At 53.7% G+C, this 2263-nt stretch carries 3 protein-coding genes; all 3 read left to right on the top strand.

Annotated features, from left to right (window positions below):
• Positions 1–269: DJ-1/PfpI family protein (locus F3J08_RS16755; RefSeq protein ID WP_205207143.1), on the top strand; the 269-nt coding region annotated here is incomplete at its 5' end.
• 767 nt (positions 270–1036) lie between these two features.
• The gene (locus F3J08_RS16750; RefSeq protein WP_166931888.1) at positions 1037–1474 is read left to right on the top strand and encodes a VOC family protein; all 438 of its coding nucleotides are present in this window, start codon (positions 1037–1039) and stop codon (positions 1472–1474) included.
• A gap of 32 nt (positions 1475–1506) precedes the next feature.
• Positions 1507–2193 (top strand): acetolactate decarboxylase, encoded by a 687-nt coding sequence (locus F3J08_RS16745; protein WP_240149426.1) that lies wholly within the window; start codon positions 1507–1509, stop codon positions 2191–2193.
• The last annotated feature ends 70 nt before the right edge of the window (positions 2194–2263 follow it).

Genomic DNA, 2263 nt, shown 5'->3' with positions numbered 1-2263 from the left:
CGGGCAAGGTCGTCGCGGGTCTCTGTCATGGCCCCTGGATCATGATCTCGGCCGGTATCATGCGCGACAAGCTTGCTTGTGCCTATGTCGGTCTGAAAGACGACATGGTCAACTCGGGTGCGAACGTAGTGGACGCCGACGTCATCGTCGACGGCAACGTCATCACCTGCTCCTACTATGCCGCCTGCGGCAAGTTCATGAGGGAGACCTTTTCTGCGGTGGATAGATGGAAAAAAGGTGAAAGCTTGTCGTCCCCGATAAAAGTCTGATCAGGCGGAATGGAGTTCAGGTCATGCTTGCATTCGATTTTGACGGCGTAATAGCCGACGGTCTCGACGAGTGTCTTCTTGTTTCCTGGATTGCTTACCATGGCCTCGAGATCGATACGTTCTCACCCATGGGCTTGGACTCCGTTCCAACGTCATTTCGAGAGGACTTTTCAAGGCTGAGGCGATTCGTGCGGCACGACGGGCACTTCCTTGTCGCCTTCACTGAAAATACGCAGATGATCGATGATGCGTTTGCTTTCGAAGAAAGATATGCGTTCATCCCGGAAAAAGAACGAGAAGAGTTTCGCACCCAGTTCGTGGCTACCAGAACAGCGGTCCGGGATGCCCATGAAACCTATTGGCTCCGGCTCCATCGCACCTTTTCTGAGGTCATCGGCATAATTGCGTCGTCAGGTGGCAATATCAAGATTGTATCGGGTAAGGATGCGCGTTCCATTATCGATATCCTCCGCAATCAAGGCGTCCACATGGTGGAGACAGATGTCTTCGGTCGCCTCACGTCGAAAAGAGAGGTTCTTACTGAACTTCTTTCGGAGGCTCGTGAACGTAGCGAGGAACTGGTGTTCATCGACGATAATCTTGCAAACGTATGCGAGGCGATAGAACTCGGTGCGAGGGGTATCTGGGCGAGTTGGGGTCACCACTCGGAGGATGACGTTGTCCGAGCCAGGCGCGAGAGTGTTCCAATCGCTACTCTCGAAAGCCTCATTTCTCTCACCAATCAGCCGGCACAAGGAGTGTGCGAGATGCGTTTCCTTCATACCATGGTGCGAGTGTCCGACATTGACGACTCACTAGCCTTTTATTGCGGCGCGCTCGGACTCAAGGAGGTAAGGCGTACCGAGAACTCGACCGGGAAGTTTACGCTCATATTCCTCGCGGCGCCCGGAGATTCCGAGGCTGTCGATAAACACGCTCCATTGGTGGAACTGACCCATAACTGGAATCAGGAGATATACACCGGCGGGCGTAATTTCGGTCACATCGCCCTTGAGGTTCCGGACATTTACGCCCAATGCCAGCGCCTGGTCGATCATGATGTCGAAATCCGGCGTCCACCCCGTGACGGCAAGATGGCGTTCGTGAGATCGCCGGATGGAATTTCCATCGAGTTGCTTCAGGCTGGCGCGCCGTTGCCGCCTGCCGAACCTTGGCAGTCGATGCCGAATTCTGGAACCTGGTGACCTGCGACCGGTTTGTAAAAAGGAAGTGACTTATGAATACGGTAAATATAACCCGTCTCAAAAGCGGGGTATGTCTGATTGGAAGCCTTCGAGAGATCGGGAGCAATAGTTTGAACCACGAGGTTCCTCTAGGAGAGGTGCTCGACGATGGGCCCGTATATGGCATAGGGATGTTTACGGGTCTTAGGGGAGAACTCCTGATCATGGAGTCCGATGTCAGACTCGGAGAATTTCTAGGTGCGCGCGATTATCGGATACGTGCCGCCAATCCTGCAGACCGCGTGGCTTTTTTAGCATTTGGACGGGTGACGCAATGGAAAGAGCTTCCAATTCCCAAACGCGTTTCGCAGTTCCATGATTTGGAGCAGTTCGTTCCCGAGGCGGCTGCTATGGCGGGCCTGGATACGACTGACGCCTTCTTCTTCCGAATTCGTGCCGGTGTGAAATATCTGAAATGGTTCATCGTTGACGGTATGGGAAACCTGCTTCCGGATCCGAGGGCGAGTTTCGAACGGGCACGGTATCTTGGAGGTCTGGATGATACCGAGATCGACGCCTTGGGCGTCTACTCACCCGGCGTAAAGGGGGTTTTCACGAACGCGGTTTCTCATATACATCTGCACTTCCGTACCACGAGAGGTGATGATTTCGTGGGGCACATCGACGACGAAATTCTTCTGGAGCCTGGTGGCTCGATTTATTTCGGGGTTAATGGTTAACAACCCGCGGATACGCTCATTCCGTGCGAACGACGGACTTTATTCCACGATATCGCTGATAAGTGACTGG

Origin of the sequence: Asaia sp. As-1742 (assembly GCF_011753235.1) — a bacterium.
GTDB classification, from domain to species: Bacteria; Pseudomonadota; Alphaproteobacteria; order Acetobacterales; family Acetobacteraceae; genus Asaia; species Asaia bogorensis_B.
The sequence above is the reverse complement of the archived record's forward strand: the minus strand, read 5'-3'. Positions and strand labels throughout refer to the sequence as shown.

Excerpts from the sequence above, each read along its gene's own strand:
- F3J08_RS16745 (WP_240149426.1), top strand. The coding sequence starts at position 1,507 with ATGAATACGGTAAATATAACCCGTCTCAAAAGCGGGGTATGTCTGATT.
- F3J08_RS16750 (WP_166931888.1), top strand. The coding sequence starts at position 1,037 with ATGCGTTTCCTTCATACCATGGTGCGAGTGTCCGACATTGACGACTCA.